The organism is Algibacter miyuki (assembly GCF_030409805.1).
Classification (GTDB): domain Bacteria; phylum Bacteroidota; class Bacteroidia; order Flavobacteriales; family Flavobacteriaceae; genus Algibacter; species Algibacter miyuki.
In genome coordinates, this window is record NZ_JAUFQP010000007.1 from 1,069,182 (window position 1) to 1,089,058 (window position 19,877).

A 19,877-nucleotide genomic window follows, 5' to 3' on the forward strand; every position below is an offset into this window, starting at 1 on the left:
AATATGAATTTAAGAACGACACTTATTAAAAACGCCCATATTGTTACCGATGGCAAAATAACAAAAGGCGACATATTAATTGAAGGGAATTATATTAAAGAAATTAATGATTCCATAAGCGCAAAATCTGCCGATGTTCATGTTTTAGATGCCGAAGGAAAATATGTTTTACCAGGAGCTATTGATGATCAGGTGCATTTTAGAGAGCCAGGTTTAACGCACAAGGCTAATATTGAAACCGAATCTAGAGCGGCTATTGCTGGCGGTATTACATCGTTTATTGAAATGCCAAACACCAACCCGCAAACTACAACAGTTGAAAAGCTGGAAGAAAAATTTAGTCGTGCAGCCGAAACATCGTATGCAAACTACTCGTTTATGTTTGGTGGTACAAACGATAATTTAGAGGAAATTTTAAAAGTAGATCCAAAATCGGTAGCCGGATTAAAGTTGTTTTTAGGATCTTCTACTGGAAATATGTTGGTGGACGATCCAAAAGTATTGGAAAACATTTTTAAAAGTACCGATATGGTTATTTCTGTACATTGTGAAGATGAAGAAACTATTAAAAAGAATTTACAAGAACATATCGATAAATTTGGCGATGATATTCCATTAAAATATCACCCCGTAATCCGTAGTGAAGAGGCCTGTTATTTATCATCTTCAACAGCGATTGAATTAGCTAAAAAAACAGGAGCAAGGTTGCATATTTTTCATGTATCTACAGGAAAAGAAACCAGCTTGTTTAGTAATAAAATTCCTTTAAAAGATAAAAAGATTACAGCCGAAGTTTGCGTACATCACCTTTGGTTTAGCGATGAAGATTACGAAACAAAAGGAACTTTAATAAAATGGAATCCAGCCGTAAAAAGCAAGGAAGACCGCGATGCCCTTTGGGAAGCTTTATTAGACGACCGTATTGATGTAATTGCTACAGACCATGCGCCACATACTATAGACGAGAAAAATAACGTTTATACTAAAGCTCCTTCTGGTGGGCCGTTGGTACAACATGCGTTACCAGCTATGCTAGAAATGTTCCATAAAGGGAAAATTAAAATTGAAAAAATAGTCGAAAAAATGTGCCATAATCCAGCTATTCTATTTCAGGTAGAAAAGCGCGGTTATGTAAAAGAAGGTTACTTTGCTGATTTAGTTTTAGTAGATTTAAATAACCCTTGGACAGTTAAAAAAGACAATGTTTTATATAAATGTGGTTGGTCTCCTTTCGAGGGTGCTACCTTTAAATCTAGAATAACTCATACTTTTTTAAATGGTAGTTTAGTATATCATAACGGTAAATTTACCGATGTAAAAGCAGCAAAACGATTAACTTTCGATAGATGATTTTAAAACAAGTTTTACCATATTTAAGTATCATGTTACTGGTTACAGGTTGTTTCCAGTTTAGCGAGCCAGAAAAACCTACGAATTTAATTTCGAAGGAAAACATGGTTAAGATATTAATCGATGCCAAAATTTTGGGGTCGGCAAATATGGCAAACAAACGCATCATGGAAGAGCATGGTGTTCAGTTAGGAAGCTACGTGTTTGAAAAACATAATATAGATAGTTTGCAATTTGCACAGAGTAACGAATATTACGCTTTTCATATTGAAGAATACGAAGAAATTTATGAAAAAGTAAAAGATAGTTTAGACGGTTTAAAAGTTTTCTATACTGCCATAAAAGATAAAGAAATAGCAAAGGCTAAAGCTTTACGAGCTAAAGATTCTATTGAGATAGTTACAAAGTTAAAGGATTCCATTTCTAACCTAAAACTGCACGATTCTATAAAAACCCGCTTAAAAGAAGAATTAGGTTCAGACCCAATTTTAATTAAAAAAATAGGAAAAAATATAGAAGCGTTTATAGAGAAAAAAGAATTAGAAGCCTTAGAAGATATCGAAGCCCTTGAGGCTATTGAAGCCGAAGACCTCCGCCGTATGAGTCGAGAAGAAGCCCCTAAGCTACTTAAACCGATTTCTGATAAAGGTGCCCGATCTTTAAAATAACAGTATCAACAGCTTTAAATTCAAACTTTAAAGCTGTTTTTATTTTACCGCTTTCATACCGAGTATCGCTTTCTAAAGTGTCTACTAAGTGGCGTGTTAATTGCCTACGCTTTCCTGTAAGCTGGGTTTTAAGCCAATCTAATCTCCAACCCAAATTTAAAAACCATCGCGAAGCTTGTTTCTTGGCAGGTTTCCCATTAACCGATAAGGCTAAGTTTTCTAAAAACTGCTTATAAGGTACATGTTCGGACACCAAAACAAAACGCTCATTAATAATATCGCTTTCCATAAGGGTAACCATAGCGCGAATAACATCATCAATAGCCACTAAAGCAATCGTGCCAGACGTGTAATACGGGATGCCTTTTTTCGCTCTTTCAAACAAATTTCCAGTGCCATAATGCCAAATACCAGCGCCTAAAATAACACCAGGATTTACAATTACAGCGTTTAAACCTTCCTGAGTACCACGCCAAACCTCCATTTCAGCGCCATATTTGGTAATCCCGTAAACGCTATTCTCGTCCTCTGGGTTCCAAACGGTTTCTTCGCTAACCGGCTTGTTATTAAGTTCGCTACCCAAAGTGGCAATCGAACTTACATAACACAGTTTTTCAACCTTTTCAGCCAAACATAAATTAACAATATTAGCTGTGCCATCAATATTTGTGCGCCTTAAAAGCTGGTATTTATTAGGTTCAAATGATACAAAAGCCGCGCAATGATACACTTTGGTAACACCCGAAAAAGCTTCAGTTAATGTAGGAATATCCAATAAATCGGCTTGAAGCCAAGTGATCGAATTAAAAAGCACGTCCACCCCGTCGCCATAAGTTGCAAACACATTTTTTACATGCTGCAATTTGCGTTCATTCCTGTAAATGGCTCTAACTGTTTCCTTTTGGCTGGCCAGTTTGTACAATAAATGCGCACCAACCAAACCTGTTCCTCCCGTAACTAAAATCATGCAACTAAAGTAATAAATATTTAAGCCAAAGTACTTGTTTTAGTATAATTTGGGCAATTTTATTTTGGCTTTTAGTGGCCAAAATAAACCGCGCTTTCCGCTATATCTTTTTGCAAAGTAATCCTGAACTTGTTTCAGGATCTGTTCAATTCCAAAGAAATTTCAGTTAAAAATTAAAGCATAGCCTATTTAAATGCTTTACAAAAAGGATGCCGCTACAATCACTATCGCATAAAGTTCTGGGACCTATTGAATAGTAATGCAATTAAACTTGCATGGCACTCATTATTTTCTCAGCCTGTTCTAGGTCTGAATTTAACACCTGAAGTTCAACTTCACAAGTAGGTACATAATGCATTAATTGTGTTGTAAACTCGTTTTTTAAGTAACAGGTAATGCCTTCAGATTCTAGTTTGCCTTTTAGTATAATTAAATCCGAAGCTAAGTTCGATTTTTTAATGGTTGTTAAGCTCATTTATTTTTTTTGGTATTAATTTTAACGTAAAATAATAACACCTTATCGTTTAAAATAAAGTGTTATTTCATAATAAATAGAATTATTTTTATACATGGTCAAACCGTATTAGTCCACATGGTCTTCTTCAAAATACCACCATAAACTGGAATCTATGGACGATTTCATCTTGGAGATATCCGCATCATCTTTTAAAAATACAGTAATATTTTCGCCAACTCTATTTTGTCCAATACTTTCTGTTATTTCAATAAGATCAATTTCATTAAAATGCTCCAAATGTTTTTTAATTCGTGTATCTAAAGTTTCATCACTCAAGAAAATCTTGATAGCTTGCTGGTTTGGGGAATTTCTAATTTCAGATCTAAAGGGTAGCATAGGCGTAAGTATTAAGTTAAACAATAAGTAATTGCAAATGCAATAGTCTAAAGTTAATGATTTATTCAATATATTTCAATAAAATTATTAAATTAACACTAAATGAGTATTATTTTAACAAAAATGCTATTTAAAATAGAACAGCATATTCCTTTTGAAAGTAAAACTAATGCTGAAATTTCGAAATCTACGGTAGGTTGGCAGCTAGATCATGCTCTGAAAGTGATTAATTCGGTAAGTGCGCAAGCGATAAATTCTGACCCGGGAAGCTATAAATCTAGCTTTAGTTTTATGCGGATAGCGTTGTTTAAATTGGGTTTCTTTCCAAGAGGTAAGGCAAGAGCTCCAAAAGCGGTTAGGCCTCCGGAAATCATTGTAGAAGCTGAAATACTTAAGCAGCTGCAAACGGCTAGAACGTATATTAATAAACTAGAAATACTTCCAGAAAACGCCTATTTTAATCATCCGATGTTTGGTATGCTAAATAAAAAGCAGACGCTCCGTTTTTTAGAAATCCACACCAATCATCATCTGAAAATTATACGCGATATTTTAAAATCATAAAAAAAGGTTCTTCGAAATGCTTTCAAAGAACCTTTTTTAATTAAAATATAAAATGTTTTATTCTAGTAATTTCAGCTTTGCTAAATCGTGGAAATAGAAATTCTTTTCATCATTCATAGAAACAAAAACACCATTAGGGAATTTATCGCCTAAAGCCACTGTTGTAACGTCGCAACCGTCGGTTTCCAAAGTGCCTAAATTTAACTCCTTAATAAAAGCGTTTGTTTTTAAATCGAAAATGCAAAACGTATGTGCTTGTTGGTTAGATACTATTAAAAACGATTTGTTGGCGTATTTTGCAATAGCAATACCTTCAATATCGCGTTCAAAATATTCACCACCAAAGGTGTGAATTTCTTTATCGCCTTGCGATGGCTCAGCGTGGTATTGACGTATGCCATGCATCTCATCAGAATAATATACCATACCAGTTTCATTATCTACGGCAATAGCTTCTATTTCTTTTTTGCCGCTAAAAGCTCCAAAAGTTCTAACAAGTTTTGAGTGTACCCCCAAACTATCCGAAGTCAATAAATATTGGTGTAAATAACCTTCTTTTGGTCCGTTTTTACGTCCAACAATAGCGTAGATATCATTTGTTTTTGGCGACTTATAAAGTGCGATACCCATTGGGGCGTCGAATTCTAGCTCTGTTTCATTTTCAAAAACAGGAAAACCGCCGTTATCCAAAGGTTTCATATCTGGCACCGAATACAAACGGATGGTTTTGTTTTCTCTTTCGGTAAAAGCAATAATATCGGATTGGGTAGAATCGTTGAGTTTAAAACCATATTCTAAATCGATGTTGTTAGGTCGTTTTATGTTTCTAATGGTTTTATTTTCTATAATTTTTCCGTCTAAATCAAAAGCATAAATAGCACCATTGGTTTCTTTATCTGTCCCGAAAATGATGCTTTTTGATGCATCGTTTGGGTTTACCCAAATGGCAGGGTCATCAGTGTCGTGAAGTGTGTTTTCTGTAATAACATCTGGTGCAATTTCAGGAAATTGAGTTCCGCATGCGGTCAATAATGTTAAGCTTCCTAATAATATTATTTTATTGTACTTCATCATGTTTAATTTCTTTTAAATAGATCGTATTTTAAACCAAAAGTTAAGCGTTGTCCGTAAGATTCAGATTGCATAGTTCTCGATTTTTTACCTTGATAATAACGTAAGGCCTGGTCTGTTATGTTGTTTAAACTTGCGTATATACTTAAGTTTTTATTGAACTTATAACCAGCGTTAAAATCTAAGAAAAATTGTTTGTCGTAATAACGGTCTTCAAAAGCGCGACCACCAATTTCATCTACATAAGCACCAGAGAAATTACCCGAAAGTCTAGCGTTAAACTTTTTATCAGCATAAGCTAACGATGCGTTAAACATATTTGGAGCTGTATTTGGTAAATCTAAATCTGTACGTTCTTCGCCATCTTCATTTCTAATACCATCTGCACTAGATGATAAATGTGTGTAATTTAAGTAAACACTTAAGTTTCTTGCAAAACTTGGTAAGAAATCTAGTTGACGTTGGAACGCAAATTCAAATCCTAAAATAGAAGCTTGATCTCCATTGAAAGGTTGGTAAACTTCGTATTCGTTTTCATCTTCATATTGAAAAACATAAATGAAATCTTGAATATCTTTATAGAAAACACCTCCGGAAATAATACCAACAGATTTAAAATAATGCTCTGCCATAACATCGAAATTCATAGATGTTGTTGGATCTAGTTCGGAGTTTCCTAACTTAATTTCCTCATCTTCATTATTTATTTCTCTAAAAGGAACCAAATCAATATAGTTTGGTCTAGCCAGTGTGTTGGTCCAAGCAAAACGTAAAACGGTTTGTTTTGATAAGTCGTATTTTAAATGTAAACCCGGTAAAATGTTAGTGTATGTACTTTTGTCTGTAACACTATTGCTGCCCGTGAAATCACCTTCTTCATCAAAAATAATTTCGTTACCTGTACTATTAATACTGGTGTGCTCTAATCTAATACCAAGTAAAATATTTAATTTATCGGTTACTTGTTGGCTTGTCATGGCGTAACCAGAAAATACATTTTCGTCGACATCAAAATTTGCTGTTAGGTATTCTTCTGGTAAATCTTCAGCTTCAAATAAAGCAGCGTCGTTTAGGTTTAATTGTCCAAGAAATTCGGTAGTTGCAAAAGATCCAATAGCGTATTGACTACCAGCTAAGAAATCTGGATTACTATAATTTCTAGTTGGAATACCTCCCAATAGATCGAAACTAGAATCTTCTGGGCTGTATTCGATAAAATTGTTGTTTCTGTTTTTGTTTTTTAATCTTGTTTTTATACCAAATTTTAAAGTTCCGTTGTGATCATCAAAGATGTTTAATGGTAATTTGAAATTAGCTAAAACGTTAAAGTCTTTTTCCTCGGTGTATTGATTTTCTTCGGTTAACTCACCAAATTCAAAACTATTATAAAGTGCATCAGTATTATCAACAGGAGTGAATAAAGGATTTCTAGAGTCGTTGTTGTAATTAATGGTGTATTCACTTTCGTATTCTAAATAACGCTCGTTTAAACGCTCTTCAGAAGCTTTAGAATAAGCCGCCATCCAGTCTATTTGTAGTTTGTTAACTAAGTGCGCACCACCAATGTTATAGTTTTGCATGCGTTGATCTTCTAGTCTGGTATTTTGATTTCTATCATTGTCAATACCGCCTTTAGTTTGGCGTTTTGCTTCTACTGGAAACATGCTTAAATTACCATTAGAGTCTACCGTAAAATCGCCTGGCGCAATATCTTCGCCATCTAGAATTTCATGTTCTAATCTAAATCTATTTTCGCGATCGTCTCTCCAGTTGTAAATGGATTTAAAGTAGATGCTGTTATTTTCATTTAATTTATAATCTAAATTGGCCGAAAAACTACGTCGTGTACGTTGTACAATATAATCTCTAATTTCAAAGGTTTTTGCATAAGGATTAACGGCTACTTCTTCTAAATTATCTTCGTCATCATTAGCGTTATATTCAAATTCATCTTCCCATTCGGCTTCAAAATTATGACTTCCAAAATCGTTATCATTTACCGATGCTGAGAGCATCCATCCAAATTTTCCGTTATTACTTCTATTTCCTATTAAAAAGGAACCATTAAGTATTTTTTTATTTGAGATGTAATTAACACCCGATCCGGCAGTGGCTGAAACACGGAAACCTTCTGGAGATGTTCTTGTTACCAAGTTTACCGAGCCACCTAAAGCATCGGCATCCATATCTGGAGTTACGGCTTTGCTTACTTCAATAAGCTGAATCATATCCGCAGGAATTAAATCCATTTGTACATTACGGTTATCGCCTTCGGCAGAGGGTATACGGCTACCATTTAAAGTTACAGAGTTTAGTTGTGGCGCTAAACCACGAACAATAATGTTTCTAGCTTCACCTTGGTCTACTTGCATGGTGATACCGGGTATACGTTTAATAGCGTCACCGATGTTGGCATCTGGAAATTTACCAATTTGATCTGTAGATACTACGTTGGTAATGTTTTGTTTGTTTTTTTGTGCATTAAGTGCTTTTGCTTGGCCACTAACATAACTTGTAATGGTTACGCCATCTAACTCTAATGCTTTTGGAGTAATATTAAAGTTTAATGTGGAAGTTGCTCCGGCTTTTACTAAAACGTCTGCGCTGCTATCATCATAACCTATGTAAGTTACTGTTATGGTTTGGTTACCTGCAGGAACGCCAATAAGTGTAAAATTTCCGTTAACATCGGATATTGTTCCCTTTTTTAAAGATTTAATTATAATATTACTAAAAGGGACTTTCAGTCCGTCGCTATCTGTAATAACTCCTTGTATATTACCTTCTTGCGATATGCCTAACAGCGAAAGTAGTAGCGTTATTATTAAAATGGCATTGTTTTTTCTCATGATTATGGTTCGTTATTTTGTCTTGACGAAATAATAAAAATGAGAATGAAATTAAGTTATCGTTTTTTAAAATTAACGTTAACTTAATTGAGGAAAGCCTAGGTTTTTAACCTGTAGTTAACATTAAAAACATATTGATAAAACATCAGTTTTTACCAACACAAAAACCCCTTCTGTTTCCAGAAAGGGCTTTAATTCTATTAAGAATGTTAGTTTCTAAGCTTCGAAAGGTTCGATAGAAACATAAGATTTGTTATCTTTTTTCTTAGTAAATTTAACAAGACCATCAACATATGCATGTAATGTATGATCTTTTCCTTGGTAAACGTTTTCACCTGGGTGATGCGTGTTACCACGTTGTCTTAAAATGATATTTCCAGCAATAGCAGCTTGTCCTCCAAATATCTTAACGCCTAAACGTTTTGATTCAGATTCTCTACCATTCTTCGAACTACCAACTCCTTTTTTATGAGCCATGATCTAAGGTTTTATATTGTTATACTTAAGTAATTCAGCGATTAAGCTTTACCACCATCTAATTCGTCTTGCCATTTTTTCAACTCATCCCATTTACCATCAGCAGCTAATTGAGCTTGTGCTGGCCATGTGTCAGTTACGTGGTTTCCACGAACATCAGCGATGATTTCAGAAATTTTAGCGGCATCTGTTTTCGCTAATTCAGCAAAAGTTGCAATACCTGCAGCAGCTAAAGTTTCAGCGATTTTTGGTCCAATACCTTCAACTTTTTTCAAGTCATCAGCTTTTCCTGTTGCTTTTTTAGCAGCTGGTTTAGCTTCGGTTTTTTTTGCTGGGGCTGCCTTTTTAGCTCCAGAACCAGTAATACTTTCAATTACAATTTCAGTTAAAGATTGACGGTGACCATTTTTAACACGGTAACCTTTACGTCTTTTCTTTTTGAAAACTATAACTTTGTCACCTTTAAGGTGTCTTAAGATTTTTGCACTTACTTGTGCTCCATCTATAGCTGGGGCGCCTACAGTTACATTGTCACCATCACCAACTAGAAGTACGTTATCGAAAGAAACTTCCTTACCTTCTTCTGTTGCTAAACGGTTAACAAAAACTTTTTGGTCTTTTTCAACTTTAAATTGATGCCCTGCTATCTCTACAATTGCGTACATAGCGTAACGTTTTTATTAATTAATTTGTTTATAAAATATGCTTACTTTGTCCATAAGCGGGTGCAAATATACTGCTAATTAATTAATTTACAAACCATTTATTCGTTTTCAGTTACATTTTGACTTATTTTAAAGCGTTGCATGATTACAAAAGCCGAAACTACCGTTGTTGCTAAACCCATTATAGCAACTATAAAAGTAATTAAACCTGCGTTAATATTGAAGTTTCCGTTCATAGAATTAGTAAGTGCAGGTAAATAGTTCTGATCTATTTCTGTAGAATAAATTAAAAAGAAAGCTGTAAAAATTAGTGTGGCTATAAAACCAGTAAAAACACCTGTTTTAAAACCTTCGGCATAACTAAAAGTGTTAATATTTTGTAGTTTACGCAGACGTATTACTTCATAAATTCCAAAACCTGTAATTACAGAATTAAACAAACTAAATAAGGGGTTTTTGTGTAGGTCGAATAACCCGAGAACCAAGAAATATGCAATTAACACAGCACTTGTAACGAGTCCGAATCTAAGCGAGAGCGATATTTTTTTCATGGTTTTTATGGTTTAGTTCTTTTCAATTTCGTGAAAATTTGTGGTTTATCATAATATTTAAATGTTTTTTGATTAAAAATATTGTAATCACTCTGTTATAAGAATCATAAAAAATCTCTATTTCAGGCTCTAAATAACAAGTATTTAGTAATTTTGTTATTCCATAAACTTAAAACGCTAGTTATGAAAATGATAAAAAATATTTTAATGCTTGCAGTGGTTACTATTTTTGCATTTAGTTGTAAAAATGAAGCTAAAGCTGAAGTAAAAACAGTTGAACATGCTAATGATGCTGTTGCTAAATTAGATCCAAATGCTACTTATGCTAAAGCGGAATTTACTATTGAAGGGATGACGTGCGCTATGGGATGTGCTGCGGCCATCGAGAAAAAAATAGCTAAAATGGAAGGTGTAAAATCCTCTAAAGTTGATTTCGATAAAAAAATAGCCATGGTAGAATACGATGAAGCTAAAGTAACTCCAGAGTCTCTAACAAAAACCGTGTCTAGCGTTGCTGATTTATACAGTGTAAAGGATATGAAAACAGTTGCTGCTTTTTCTTCGGAAAGTGGAAGCTAGTTCGTTTTCGAAAAATAATATTTTATTATAGATGCTTTGGTTTTAACTGAAGCATCTTTTTTTATTTCAAAATGCACCGTTTTAATAGCATTGCTTTCGGAATTGAAGCTCTTTTTATTCTTTCCACTTAATGGTTTCCATAATATGCTTCATGTCGTTTTGTAAATAATTTGCGGCAGGAAGTATGGAGTCGTAGTTAGGTTTCGTGTTGAAATATAAAGAAGCCGTTAAAAAATGATTGATACTATCAGTAATATAAAACTGCGCTGGCGAAGCAACGTTTCCAATAACTTCAGAAAATAACCCGTAAACTTTACGCTCCGCATTTTCGTATGGATATGCCGGAATTTCATCTGCCTTTTTGGTGTGTTCTAAAGTGAGTTTTTGCGCATCTTGAATAAAGTTTTCAAGGTTTGTATTGTTTTCGTTTACTGCTTTATATGTTAGAAATACGGTGCCATTTAATGTGGGATAGTCAATGTTAAGACCATAAGTTTGCGTTGGTGCATGCAATAATTTTAATGTTATTGGTGCCGCTAATGCGTTAGTTTCAAAAGTAAAAGGCAGTGGCTCTAAATGTGATGCGCTGTATTTAGGTGTTGGATATTCTAAGCGTAAAAAGGCTTTAGGTTTTGGGATAAAATCTTCTTGGCATGAAAAACATACTGCTAGTAGTAATAAAACGTAAAACCTTTTTAATGTCATAATTATGTAATTGTAAACTTAACGAGTCTAATGCGTTTTTTGTCTAAAGCTTCAATGGTAAAAACGTAATTTTTGAAATTTATTTTACTATTCAGTTTGGGGAAACTTCTAGAAATCTCTAAAACAAAGCCTGCAATGGTTTCAGCTTCTCCTTTATGATCTTCAAAAATGGTTTCGTCATCAAGTTTTATTACCTTGTATAGGTCTTTTAAAGCTGTTTTACCTTCAAAAACATAATTGTTATCGTCCAGTTTGGAGTATGTTAAGTCTTCGTCGTCAAACTCATCACTGATGTCGCCAACAATTTCTTCAATAATATCTTCCAAAGAAATTAATCCCGAAGTGCCTCCATATTCATCAACTACAACGGCTAAGTGGACTTTCTTTTCTTGAAATTCAGCCATCAAATCATCTAGCTTTTTATTCTCTGGAACAAAAAATGGTTCACGAATTAATGTAGCCCAATCAAATTGTTTCCGGTCAATAAAAGGGAGTAAATCTTTTACGTACAGAATACCTTTTATAGTGTCGATATTATCTTTGTAAACAGGAATCCTAGAATAGCCATTTTCTACAATATCCGGCATTATATCCATGTATTTCTGATCTATGTTAAGCGCGAAAATATCAATTCGCGGGCGCATTACTTGTTTGGTATCGGTGTTTCCGAAGGATACAATACCTTGTAGTATTTTTTGTTCTTCTTTGGTAGTGTCATCTTCACTTGTCAATTCTAAGGCTTGCGATAATTGATCGACACTTAAATTAGATTTTTGTTTACCTAATTTTTGGTGTATGGATAATGTTACGCTTCGCATTGGGAGACTTATAGGAGACAGTAGTACATCTAAAACCTTTAAAGGGTAGGCCATAAATGTGGCGAATTTTAGATTATTTCTACTAGCATAAATTTTAGGAAGTATTTCACCAAAAAGTAATATTAAAAAAGTGACGATTACAACCTCTAAAGTGAATTTTAATATTGGGTTTGTAATGCCTTCAAATAGGTTGCTGCTTAGATAAGCAAACAGAATAACCACTGCAATGTTTATAAAATTATTGGCCACTAAAATGGTGGCTAGTAATTTTTTAGGACGCTCTAATAGTTGAAGTACAATTTGTATACGTTTAGATTTTGCCGCTATATCGGCCTCAACATCCGATTTAGATAATGAAAATAGTGCCACTTCTGCACCAGAAATAAGGGCAGAGCACAGGAGTAGTACAAATAATAATAGGTAACCTAAGGCAACAGAAAAATCGATTGCTACAAATAAACTTATTAAACTAACGGGGTCAGGATCCAAGAGCTTGGTTTTTGGTTAAACGCGGGGTTCTCGATATGGTATCGAGAATGATATTAAAACGGAAGGTCATCATCAGCATCTTCAATAGGTTTACTTGCAGGTTGTGGGCTAGTAGTTGCAGTTTTTTGTTCGGCAGGAGCTGCTTTGGCAGCGTTGCTTTCGCTTTCTTTTTTAGTAGAAAGAAACGTGAAATCATTACATTGAATTTCCGTAGAATATCTATCTACACCTTTATCATCTTGCCATTTTCTAGTTTTCAATCGGCCTTCAATATAGACTTTATCACCTTTGCTTAAATACTTTTCGCAAATTTCGGCGCCTTTATTTCTAACTACAATATTATGCCACTCGGTGTTGGTAACACGTTCGTTGGTTTGCTTGCTAACATAAGTTTCGTTGGTTGCTAAAGAAAAACGCCCAACACAGTTACCGCCTTCGAAGTAGTGCATTTTTACTTCGTCGCCTAAATGCCCAATAAGCATTACTTTATTTAATGTTCCAGCCATAATTATTTCTTTTGAAAGAATGCAAAAATAGATAAATAATTCTTATTAATCTGTATTTAAAATAGAACCGAAGCGGTTTGTTATTTTTAAATAAGATCAATTTCATTCCGTTTTTTAAAATTAATAAAAAATTGTGGTTTAGAAGAAATTAATACGTTAAAAATTAAAGCGTTCAATAAAATCGCCAATTAAAATGGGGACGGGAAAATCTCTTACATTTTCAATATTAATACCGTTTATAGGGAGTTTGTCAACCTTAATAATCCAGAAATGTGTGTATAGGTGCTGGTGCGAAAGTTTGTGCACTACAGCTTCCTTATTATATAGGAGTAATTCAAAATCTTGATTTGTAAGTAATTCATGATCCTTTATTAAGCTTTTAAAGCTTTTGAAATTGGTGGCTTTTTCAGTTTCAATTAAAGGAAATTGATAAAGGTTTTGCCAAATGCCTTTGCCTTGGCGCTGTTCTATAATCGTTTTTTCATCTTCAGAAATAAAAACTAAAAAATTGAAATGTTTCTTTTTCGCTTTCGCAGCTTTAATTTTTACGGGCAACTCGCTAATGGTGTTTTTGCTTAGGGCTATGCAGCTCGAGTTAAATGGACACGTATCGCAATCCGGATTTTTGGGTTTGCATTGTGTGGCGCCAAACTCCATAATGGCTTGGTTGAATTCAGCTGGCTGTTTAGTATCGATTAGTTTTTGAGCCAGTTGTTTAAATTCTTTTGCACCAGGCGTAGAGTTTATGGCGGTTGAAATTCCAAAATAACGAGACAAAACGCGGTAAACGTTTCCGTCCACTACAGCAGTAACTTCATTAAAGCAAATGGAAGCTATGGCACTTGCTGTATAATCGCCAACACCTTTTAGTTTTAGTAAGTCTTTATATGTGTTCGGGAATTTTCCGCCCAAATCAAAGGCTATATGTTTTGCGGTAGCATGCAAATTTCTAGCTCGCGAGTAGTATCCTAGACCTTGCCAAAGTTTTAAAACAGCACTTTCATTTGCGTTAGCTAAATCGAAAACTGTAGGATATTTAGCGGTGAAAGCATCATAATATGGTAACCCTTGCTTAACTTGTGTTTGCTGTAAAATAATTTCAGACAACCATATATAGTATGGATTTGTAGTTTTTCGCCAAGGAAGATCTCTTTTGTTAATTGAATACCAGTTGATTAGGGTTTTTGAGAACTTCATAGTTGAATTTGTAACGGCTGCAAAAATAAACGTTTATATTCTTAAATTTTAATGAATTAGGTTTGAAATATTGAATATTTAATCCTTATATTTGCATCCCTTTTAGAATTTAGTAGTAACCTAAAAATAATAGCAATAATGACAAAAGCTGATATAGTAGCAAAAATTTCAGAAAAATTAGGAATTGAAAAAGGAGACGTTCAAGCAACAGTTGAAACTTTCATGGAAGAAGTAAAAACTTCTTTAGAAGGTGGTGATAACGTTTACTTAAGAGGTTTCGGAAGCTTTATAATTAAAACTAGAGCAGAGAAAACTGGTAGAAATATTTCAAAAAATACAACTATCAAAATACCTGCACACAATATTCCTGCATTTAAGCCAGCAAAAGTATTTGTAGAAGGCGTTAAAACAAATGTAGACGTAAAATAAGCATCATTGCTGAGATCGTTCAGCGTTAAAACGAATTATTAACTTAAAACAGACTATTTATGCCAAGTGGTAAAAAACGTAAGAGACATAAGGTTGCAACGCACAAACGTAAGAAACGTAGACGCGCTAACCGTCACAAGAAGAAAAAATAAATCAAAAAAGTAGTTAGAGATTAGCTACTTTTTTTGGTTTTACAAAACACCAAGTTCTTTGAAATGAGTTCATTCAATTAAAATAATGAACTCCACAGATTTATTAAAAAATCCTGTGGTTTGGTAAAGCAATTTGCCAAACAAAAATATTGTATAATCCATCTGTCTCGAGTATTTCGAGGTGGATAAAAATTAACAAAATGGATAAAGAATTGATTATTCGATCTAGTTCCGAGCATGTTGATTTTGCCTTATTAAAAGATGGAAAACTTATTGAATTACAGAAAGACGAAGATGACAACAATTTTGCTGTAGGCGACGTGTTTATCGCTAAAATCAGAAAAACTGTTCCGGGTCTAAATGCCTCATTTGTAAATGTAGGCTACGAGAAAGATGCATTCTTGCACTATCACGATTTAGGTCCAAAATTACCTTCACTTTTAAAATTCACAAAACGTGTAAGCACAGGTAAACTTAAAGATTTTTCTTTAAAAAATTTCCCATTTGAAAAAGACATCGATAAAGACGGTAAAATTGTCGATGCCTTAAAATCAAATCAATCGCTATTAGTACAAATAGTAAAAGAACCAATATCTACAAAAGGCCCTAGAATAAGCTCAGAGCTCTCTATTGCTGGTAGATACATTGTTTTAGTGCCTTTTTCAAACCGTATATCTATTTCTCAAAAAATAGAAGATCGCGAAGAAAAAGACCGCCTAAAACGATTAGTGAAAAGCATAACCCCTCCAGGGTTTGGTATCATTGTTCGTACTGTAGCACAAGGCAAAAAAGTAGCCGAACTAGATAAAGATTTACAAAACTTGTTAGGCCGTTGGGCAACAATGTGCAGTAAACTACCAAAAGCAATTCATCCAAGTAAAGTATTGGGAGAAATGAATAAAGCCTCATCAATTTTGAGAGACATATTCAACGACACCTTTACAGGAATTACAGTAGACGATGAAACGCTTTTTTATCAAATTAAAGAGTATTTGCAAGAAATTGCACCTAAAAAAGAATCAATAGTAAAATTGTATCAGTCCAAAACACCTATTTTCGAGAAATTCGGAATAGAACGACAAATTAAAACCTCATTTGGCAAAACCGTGTCCATGGCAAAAGGTGCCTATTTGGTAATAGAACATACCGAAGCCCTTCACGTTATAGACGTAAATAGCGGAAACCGTTCCAACAAAGCCAACAGTCAAGAAGATACAGCGCTTGAGGTTAATCTAATCGCAGCTACCGAAATGGCTCGCCAATTGCGTTTACGCGACATGGGCGGCATTATTGTAGTCGATTTTATAGATATGACCAATGCTGAAAACAGACAAAAACTCTTCAATCATCTTCGTGACGAAATGAAGGACGACAGAGCAAAACATAAGATTTTGCCACCAAGTAAATTTGGACTAATTCAAATCACAAGACAACGAGTTCGACCAGAAATGAACATTAAAACACGAGAGGAAAATCCCGACGTAATAATTAATGGTTCCGAGGTAGAAGCACCAATAGGCATCGTGGAGAAAATTAACCACGACCTAGAAAAATTATTAAAAAAAGACTATAAAAAGCTGACTTTAAACACGCATCCTTTTATAGCAGCCTTCATAACAAAAGGCTTTCCATCGTTGCGTTCAAAATGGTTTTTTGAGCACAAAAAGTGGGTTAAAATTTTACCAAGAGATGCTTACACGTATCTAGAATACCATTTTTTCGATAAAGATGGTAATCAAATTAAATAACACAAACCCCGCACTAAGTAATTAGTCTGGGGTTTTTTTGTGTCTTGTATTTTGGGCGTTACCCGAAAAGGGTCGGGCTATCACTACTCGCTTTTTTGTGTTGCAAAGGCGCAACAACACAAAAAGAGCTCAAACAAACCGTTCTATCCCTAACGCACTTCATCGATTAAGTTTATGTTATTCGTCTAAAAGGTAGTTGGTTCATTGAATAATAGTTATAAAAGCAATCTATAATTATTAAATTTGCACCAACCTTAACCATCTTACAACCCTATTTTTTTAGAATGATACATTCCGTGTATAATCATCAGACGCAAATTCTTGAAACCGAATTTAAAGACGTTGTTAGCACTAAAGATTTAGTGCGCTACTTATTGCATTTTAAAAGCAATAAGCTCTACCCTAGACAATTACGAAGTATAGTTGATGCTACCGATGTTGTGGTAACTTTTACTTTTAAAGATTTACAGCTTTGCAATCAAGCTAAAACAAAATCTTTAGAAGATTATGCCTTTGTAGCTAGTGCCGTTGTTATTAGTAATCCTGCAACAGCAGCAATAAGCACGTTGTATGGAGCTATAGCTCAAAATAAAAAATATAAGTATAAGGTATTCTCAACCCGCTCGGCAGCCTTAAGTTGGCTGGACGGATTTAGTTTTAAGTAAGCTAATAAATTATTATTTTCAAGACTTAGTAAAATGTAAAACAAAACGGTTCGAAAAGCTAGCTAGACAACACTACCTGCTTTTCGAACCGTTTCAATTTAAAAATATGAAGCTTAGTTATTAGTTTCCAATAAAGCCAATAACTTCATAAGCACGTGTACCATCAACTTGAATTTTTTCATATAGAACATCATTAAATTCATAATAACGTTCACCGTCGATTGTTACTTTTTCAGCTTCCGAAGGGAGTTCATACACTATGGTGCCAATTTCTGGGTTTATAACTTCATAGTAATTATTTGTTTTAACAAAGTAAATGCCATTGTGTACATAATAGCTATGGTTGTTGTGGTTAATGCGTTTGTAGCCTGTAGGTAGCATTTTAATTTGAAAACCTCGTGTAGGTACAACAGGTAAATATCTACCACCATTCAGTCTAAAAAAGCTATTGTTGGTATAGTATATAGATGTGCCGTTGTGTTTTATTGTAACCGACGATTTTGGTATATTTCTAACCGATACTACTTTTCTAGTGGGGGTTTTATACTGTACTTTACTACGCGATACGGGGGCCTTTTTTGCACTTGTTTTTGTTGTTACCGTTTTAGTAACCGTTGTGCGTCTAGAGTTTGTTTGTGCAAAACTAGTTGCCGAAATCCCTAATACTAATAAAAGTGCTACGCTTGTTTTAAATATAGTTTTCATGTTTTTTATTTTTATGAGTTATACCCTTTAGACCTTGTAATGTCGGCAGTGTTTAACGCGATATCAGGCTTTAACATAACTTTATAAGTTAGTTTAGATGGATAAAACGAAAAGAACTGATAGATAATTATAAAAAAGAAGTACCATAAAAAAAAGTGCTAGATGTGTTAGTCGTCTGGCACTTAATAGTTAAGCGATGTGTTTTAAATTCTGTTGGAAAATCGTTTTTAGGAGGTAAATAGGCTTTCTAAAACCGTTCTAGATTCACTACCATAAATGCCATCGACGGTAATATGGTTGTCGGTTTGAAAATTTCTGAGTGCTTTTTCGGTATTCGGACCAAATACACCATCGGCATTTCCAGTTAAAAATTGCATTTTTATTAATATAAGTTGAAGCAGTTTCACGTTTTTACTACTATCACCTTGGCGTAAATAACCGGTTGGAATTACCAACTGAGATGAAACTTGGTCTGTTAAACTTCTAAATTCCAAAATACGATCCAATGGAAAGGTTTGTATGTTAACCTCATCGTTCTGATTACCGCCAATACAATAAATTGATTTTCCACTTTTTGTATAACCTATAAAGAAACCTACATGCCCAAAGGGACCATTTCTATTCGTTCTCCAAAACACAACAATGTCGCCAGGTTGCGGCCAATCGGTTTTGTGTCCCACCTTTAACCAGCTTCGGGCCATAGCACTATTAGATTGTTCTAATTTAGCTTGTAAAGCCACCCAGTTGGCAAAAATACTACACCAAGCCACCTCGTCGTTTCCAAAAGAAAGACCCGTTGTTTCTTGATATTCTAAAATGCGGTCGTTGTGTTGGGTACCTTTTATTTCTTTTTGTCCCAATTCGCCTAGAGCGATTTTTAATGTGTCTCCTAACATAATATAAAGTGTTTAAACGTTAAATATGCTAAGTAATTAGTTGATAGAGATTTAAATATAAGGAATTAAATTTTAAAAGCATTAATTTCATAGAGGCTGATTAATATCTTCTACTATTCAATTTTAACATTTTCTTCGCGTTCAGAAAGTTTTATGGTGTATTTAACAATAAAAAGAGATGCAATAATATGGAAAGCACGATCGTAATAAAATAAAATATTCCAATCATAATAATAGGCCAAAAAGGAAAAAAGATCCATAAGAGATAGCGCAAGAACAACTATTAATAGCTGCATAGATTTTTTAGTGTTTTGGGTGAAGCTATGGCAAGCAGCAACAATACAACTAAAAATGATGAATAAGCCATAAATATAATGTGTGATTTCTTGAGAGACATCGATCATTTTATAACTTACTGTATGCATAATAACATATAGGCAGTATAAGTTTAGAATAATTAAAAACCCGAAAAATACAAGAATATAAGGATCTACTTTTTTTATACTCGTTCTTTTTGTAATATGAAATATCAATGCGCTGTAACCAATAATACTCACATAGGATGTTAATTTATTAAAAATTAAAGATTCATAGTTGAACATGAGTAGGTTGCATATGGTAAATGACATAATTGTAATAAAAATATTTGGATGTCTGTAACCTTTAATATAGATAAAGAAAGAAAGAAAAACTAAGCTTGTAATAATTTTTGCTATTCTGTTTTCAAATAGATTTAGGGTGCTAAAAACAAATATGTTTATAATTAGCAAAAAGATAGAAGTAAGTATTAAGATTTTATTTTTGGGACTCATTTACTACTCGTAATAAGTATAAATTTAGTCTAAATATGATAGTTATTATAATTTCAGATTAAAAAAATTTATAATAAATCACTTCTTGTAAGATTTTATTCATGTATTTATCGAAATTGTTATAGAATAACTTAAAAATCAAAAATTTTAAATTAAAATAG

General features: G+C 33.8%; 22 protein-coding genes. 7 read left to right on the forward strand and 15 right to left on the reverse strand.

Annotated features, from left to right (window positions below; translation table 11 throughout):
* The first annotated feature begins 3 nt into the window (after positions 1 to 3).
* Together QWY92_RS07500 and QWY92_RS07505 are read left to right on the forward strand one after the other, a co-directional pair.
* On the forward strand, positions 4 to 1,350 hold the full coding sequence (locus QWY92_RS07500; RefSeq protein ID WP_290269867.1) for a dihydroorotase: 1,347 nt from the start codon (positions 4 to 6) through the stop codon (positions 1,348 to 1,350).
* A complete protein-coding gene (locus tag QWY92_RS07505; protein ID WP_290269868.1) occupies positions 1,347 to 2,018 on the forward strand; it encodes a DUF4296 domain-containing protein in 672 nt (223 codons plus the stop codon). The genes QWY92_RS07500 and QWY92_RS07505 overlap by 4 nt, the downstream gene beginning before the upstream one ends.
* Here QWY92_RS07505 and QWY92_RS07510 read toward each other — a convergent pair.
* The 3 genes from QWY92_RS07510 to QWY92_RS07520 all read right to left on the reverse strand — a co-directional run bounded on the left by QWY92_RS07510 (position 1,978) and on the right by QWY92_RS07520 (position 3,838).
* Entirely contained in the window at positions 1,978 to 2,985 is a 1,008-nt protein-coding gene (locus QWY92_RS07510) for an NAD-dependent epimerase/dehydratase family protein (protein WP_290269871.1), read from the reverse strand. The two genes, QWY92_RS07505 and QWY92_RS07510, sit on opposite strands and share 41 nt — an antisense overlap.
* Before the next feature lie 265 nt (positions 2,986 to 3,250).
* Positions 3,251 to 3,460 (reverse strand): putative signal transducing protein, encoded by a 210-nt coding sequence (locus QWY92_RS07515; protein WP_290269873.1) that lies wholly within the window; start codon positions 3,458 to 3,460, stop codon positions 3,251 to 3,253.
* 108 nt (positions 3,461 to 3,568) lie between these two features.
* Positions 3,569 to 3,838 carry a hypothetical protein gene (locus QWY92_RS07520; protein ID WP_290269875.1) on the reverse strand — a complete coding sequence of 90 codons (270 nt, stop codon included), beginning with the start codon at positions 3,836 to 3,838 and terminating at the stop codon, positions 3,569 to 3,571.
* 102 nt (positions 3,839 to 3,940) lie between these two features.
* Between QWY92_RS07520 and QWY92_RS07525 the strand changes: the two genes are divergently transcribed.
* Positions 3,941 to 4,402: a DUF1569 domain-containing protein gene (locus QWY92_RS07525; RefSeq protein WP_290269877.1), complete on the forward strand. Its 462-nt coding sequence runs from the start codon at positions 3,941 to 3,943 to the stop codon at positions 4,400 to 4,402.
* Between the two features lie 57 nt (positions 4,403 to 4,459).
* Here the strand turns inward: QWY92_RS07525 and QWY92_RS07530 are convergent, their stop codons facing one another.
* The 5 genes from QWY92_RS07530 to QWY92_RS07550 form a co-directional block, all read right to left on the reverse strand.
* Complete coding sequence (locus QWY92_RS07530; RefSeq protein ID WP_377878470.1) at positions 4,460 to 5,476, reverse strand: phytase; 1,017 nt, start codon at positions 5,474 to 5,476, stop codon at positions 4,460 to 4,462.
* Between the two features lie 2 nt (positions 5,477 to 5,478).
* Positions 5,479 to 8,322, reverse strand: coding sequence for a TonB-dependent receptor (locus QWY92_RS07535; RefSeq protein ID WP_290269879.1), 2,844 nt, complete (start codon positions 8,320 to 8,322; stop codon positions 5,479 to 5,481).
* A 216-nt stretch (positions 8,323 to 8,538) separates the two neighbouring features.
* On the reverse strand, positions 8,539 to 8,799 hold the full coding sequence (gene rpmA / locus QWY92_RS07540) for a 50S ribosomal protein L27 (RefSeq protein ID WP_158846950.1): 261 nt from the start codon (positions 8,797 to 8,799) through the stop codon (positions 8,539 to 8,541).
* 41 nt (positions 8,800 to 8,840) lie between these two features.
* Positions 8,841 to 9,464: a 50S ribosomal protein L21 gene (rplU, locus tag QWY92_RS07545; protein WP_290269884.1), complete on the reverse strand. Its 624-nt coding sequence runs from the start codon at positions 9,462 to 9,464 to the stop codon at positions 8,841 to 8,843.
* Between the two features lie 98 nt (positions 9,465 to 9,562).
* On the reverse strand, positions 9,563 to 10,015 hold the full coding sequence (locus tag QWY92_RS07550) for a DUF4199 domain-containing protein (protein ID WP_290269886.1): 453 nt from the start codon (positions 10,013 to 10,015) through the stop codon (positions 9,563 to 9,565).
* Between the two features lie 183 nt (positions 10,016 to 10,198).
* Between QWY92_RS07550 and QWY92_RS07555 the strand changes: the two genes are divergently transcribed.
* Positions 10,199 to 10,594: a heavy-metal-associated domain-containing protein gene (locus tag QWY92_RS07555; protein ID WP_290269888.1), complete on the forward strand. Its 396-nt coding sequence runs from the start codon at positions 10,199 to 10,201 to the stop codon at positions 10,592 to 10,594.
* A gap of 114 nt (positions 10,595 to 10,708) precedes the next feature.
* Here the strand turns inward: QWY92_RS07555 and gldD are convergent, their stop codons facing one another.
* The 4 genes from gldD to mutY all read right to left on the reverse strand — a co-directional run bounded on the left by gldD (position 10,709) and on the right by mutY (position 14,309).
* Positions 10,709 to 11,299: a gliding motility lipoprotein GldD gene (gldD, locus tag QWY92_RS07560; RefSeq protein WP_290269890.1), complete on the reverse strand. Its 591-nt coding sequence runs from the start codon at positions 11,297 to 11,299 to the stop codon at positions 10,709 to 10,711.
* Between the two features lie 2 nt (positions 11,300 to 11,301).
* Positions 11,302 to 12,606, reverse strand: coding sequence for a gliding motility-associated protein GldE (locus QWY92_RS07565; protein WP_290269892.1), 1,305 nt, complete (start codon positions 12,604 to 12,606; stop codon positions 11,302 to 11,304).
* 53 nt (positions 12,607 to 12,659) lie between these two features.
* On the reverse strand, positions 12,660 to 13,112 hold the full coding sequence (locus tag QWY92_RS07570; RefSeq protein ID WP_290269894.1) for a single-stranded DNA-binding protein: 453 nt from the start codon (positions 13,110 to 13,112) through the stop codon (positions 12,660 to 12,662).
* A gap of 156 nt (positions 13,113 to 13,268) precedes the next feature.
* Entirely contained in the window at positions 13,269 to 14,309 is a 1,041-nt protein-coding gene (gene mutY, locus QWY92_RS07575; protein ID WP_290269896.1) for an A/G-specific adenine glycosylase, read from the reverse strand.
* A gap of 138 nt (positions 14,310 to 14,447) precedes the next feature.
* Here mutY and QWY92_RS07580 point away from each other — a divergent pair, with 138 nt between their 5' ends.
* The 3 genes from QWY92_RS07580 to QWY92_RS07590 all read left to right on the forward strand — a co-directional run bounded on the left by QWY92_RS07580 (position 14,448) and on the right by QWY92_RS07590 (position 17,303).
* Positions 14,448 to 14,738 carry an HU family DNA-binding protein gene (locus QWY92_RS07580; protein ID WP_042496479.1) on the forward strand — a complete coding sequence of 97 codons (291 nt, stop codon included), beginning with the start codon at positions 14,448 to 14,450 and terminating at the stop codon, positions 14,736 to 14,738.
* Between the two features lie 352 nt (positions 14,739 to 15,090).
* Positions 15,091 to 16,638 (forward strand): Rne/Rng family ribonuclease, encoded by a 1,548-nt coding sequence (locus tag QWY92_RS07585; protein WP_290269900.1) that lies wholly within the window; start codon positions 15,091 to 15,093, stop codon positions 16,636 to 16,638.
* 284 nt (positions 16,639 to 16,922) lie between these two features.
* Complete coding sequence (locus tag QWY92_RS07590) at positions 16,923 to 17,303, forward strand: hypothetical protein (RefSeq protein WP_290269902.1); 381 nt, start codon at positions 16,923 to 16,925, stop codon at positions 17,301 to 17,303.
* Between the two features lie 120 nt (positions 17,304 to 17,423).
* Here QWY92_RS07590 and QWY92_RS07595 read toward each other — a convergent pair whose 3' ends face one another.
* The 3 genes from QWY92_RS07595 to QWY92_RS07605 form a co-directional block, all read right to left on the reverse strand.
* On the reverse strand, positions 17,424 to 18,008 hold the full coding sequence (locus QWY92_RS07595) for a DUF6515 family protein (protein WP_290269904.1): 585 nt from the start codon (positions 18,006 to 18,008) through the stop codon (positions 17,424 to 17,426).
* Between the two features lie 227 nt (positions 18,009 to 18,235).
* Complete coding sequence (locus tag QWY92_RS07600; RefSeq protein ID WP_290269906.1) at positions 18,236 to 18,904, reverse strand: C40 family peptidase; 669 nt, start codon at positions 18,902 to 18,904, stop codon at positions 18,236 to 18,238.
* A 113-nt stretch (positions 18,905 to 19,017) separates the two neighbouring features.
* Positions 19,018 to 19,533 (reverse strand): hypothetical protein, encoded by a 516-nt coding sequence (locus tag QWY92_RS07605; protein ID WP_290269907.1) that lies wholly within the window; start codon positions 19,531 to 19,533, stop codon positions 19,018 to 19,020.
* Positions 19,534 to 19,877 lie beyond the last annotated feature (344 nt).

Bases quoted from the DNA above. Each gene is read 5' to 3' on its own strand.
- QWY92_RS07500 (WP_290269867.1), top strand. From the start codon at position 4: ATGAATTTAAGAACGACACTTATTAAAAACGCCCATATTGTTACCGAT.
- QWY92_RS07585 (WP_290269900.1), top strand. From the start codon at position 15,091: ATGGATAAAGAATTGATTATTCGATCTAGTTCCGAGCATGTTGATTTT.
- QWY92_RS07525 (WP_290269877.1), top strand. From the start codon at position 3,941: ATGAGTATTATTTTAACAAAAATGCTATTTAAAATAGAACAGCATATT.
- QWY92_RS07505 (WP_290269868.1), top strand. From the start codon at position 1,347: ATGATTTTAAAACAAGTTTTACCATATTTAAGTATCATGTTACTGGTT.
- QWY92_RS07535 (WP_290269879.1), bottom strand. From the start codon at position 8,322: ATGAGAAAAAACAATGCCATTTTAATAATAACGCTACTACTTTCGCTG.
- gldD (WP_290269890.1), bottom strand. From the start codon at position 11,299: ATGACATTAAAAAGGTTTTACGTTTTATTACTACTAGCAGTATGTTTT.
- QWY92_RS07530 (WP_377878470.1), bottom strand. From the start codon at position 5,476: ATGATGAAGTACAATAAAATAATATTATTAGGAAGCTTAACATTATTG.
- QWY92_RS07520 (WP_290269875.1), bottom strand. From the start codon at position 3,838: ATGCTACCCTTTAGATCTGAAATTAGAAATTCCCCAAACCAGCAAGCT.
- QWY92_RS07595 (WP_290269904.1), bottom strand. From the start codon at position 18,008: ATGAAAACTATATTTAAAACAAGCGTAGCACTTTTATTAGTATTAGGG.
- QWY92_RS07605 (WP_290269907.1), bottom strand. From the start codon at position 19,533: ATGTCATTTACCATATGCAACCTACTCATGTTCAACTATGAATCTTTA.
- QWY92_RS07510 (WP_290269871.1), bottom strand. From the start codon at position 2,985: ATGATTTTAGTTACGGGAGGAACAGGTTTGGTTGGTGCGCATTTATTG.
- QWY92_RS07580 (WP_042496479.1), top strand. From the start codon at position 14,448: ATGACAAAAGCTGATATAGTAGCAAAAATTTCAGAAAAATTAGGAATT.
- rplU (WP_290269884.1), bottom strand. From the start codon at position 9,464: ATGTACGCAATTGTAGAGATAGCAGGGCATCAATTTAAAGTTGAAAAA.
- QWY92_RS07550 (WP_290269886.1), bottom strand. From the start codon at position 10,015: ATGAAAAAAATATCGCTCTCGCTTAGATTCGGACTCGTTACAAGTGCT.
- QWY92_RS07515 (WP_290269873.1), bottom strand. From the start codon at position 3,460: ATGAGCTTAACAACCATTAAAAAATCGAACTTAGCTTCGGATTTAATT.
- rpmA (WP_158846950.1), bottom strand. From the start codon at position 8,799: ATGGCTCATAAAAAAGGAGTTGGTAGTTCGAAGAATGGTAGAGAATCT.
- QWY92_RS07600 (WP_290269906.1), bottom strand. From the start codon at position 18,904: ATGTTAGGAGACACATTAAAAATCGCTCTAGGCGAATTGGGACAAAAA.
- mutY (WP_290269896.1), bottom strand. From the start codon at position 14,309: ATGAAGTTCTCAAAAACCCTAATCAACTGGTATTCAATTAACAAAAGA.
- QWY92_RS07570 (WP_290269894.1), bottom strand. From the start codon at position 13,112: ATGGCTGGAACATTAAATAAAGTAATGCTTATTGGGCATTTAGGCGAC.
- QWY92_RS07590 (WP_290269902.1), top strand. From the start codon at position 16,923: ATGATACATTCCGTGTATAATCATCAGACGCAAATTCTTGAAACCGAA.
- QWY92_RS07555 (WP_290269888.1), top strand. From the start codon at position 10,199: ATGAAAATGATAAAAAATATTTTAATGCTTGCAGTGGTTACTATTTTT.